Consider the following 670-nt stretch of genomic DNA (forward strand, 5'->3'; position numbering starts at 1 on the left):
AGAATAGCACGGTCTCCAGTTGGTTGTGAGGAACCATCTGTATCCGATGGATCAGGCTTTGTAGACGGATCAGGCTTTGTAGATGGATCAGGCTTTGTAGAAGGGTCAGGTGTTGTAGATGGATCAGGCTTTGTAGAAGGGTCAGGTGTTGTGGACGGATCAGGCTTTGTAGATCCGCCCGTAGCTTGATAAGGTAAAAATCCTTCAGGAACTGGATACTTAAACTCACTTGCTCCGAAATTAGCAGTATACGTAGCAGGTGGTGTTTGAGGGTTTCTTATATAAGGATATACAGTCTTTCCTAGTGAAGAAGGAGTATATTTCGAGACCCCTTGTGAGATACCGTTTTTATAAAAGGTTAGTGAGTCATTTTTTAAATCTAAAGCAATCGAGATAACATCATTTACTTTATAATCGTCCCCGTAATCATAAACCCCAGCATTAGTAGAAGAATTTGGAGGACCATAGTTCGACCCTGAGTATCCTTCATACCTAATTGGTTGTTTGGTATCTGGACTGAATAAGCCCACTTCACCAAAGCCACTTTCGAGCTTTATTTCCCAGTACCATTTTCCTGAGTTTTTACCTACATTAGCAATATCGGTTTGATTCCATTGAGGAATTGTTTTTGTTAGAGACCCATCTGACCAGGTCACATTGGCAATTTCTG

At 41.3% G+C, this 670-nt stretch carries 1 protein-coding gene; it reads right to left on the bottom strand.

The genetic code is table 11. The features are described 5' to 3' along the window. The coding region (locus GRP75_RS28765; protein ID WP_160791090.1) for an SPRY domain-containing protein at window positions 1–670 on the bottom strand (670 nt) is incomplete at both ends.

The sequence above is a fragment of the Paenibacillus sp. OT2-17 genome (assembly GCF_009827695.1).
In the GTDB taxonomy this organism is placed as follows: Bacteria; Bacillota; Bacilli; order Paenibacillales; family Paenibacillaceae; genus Paenibacillus; species Paenibacillus polymyxa_B.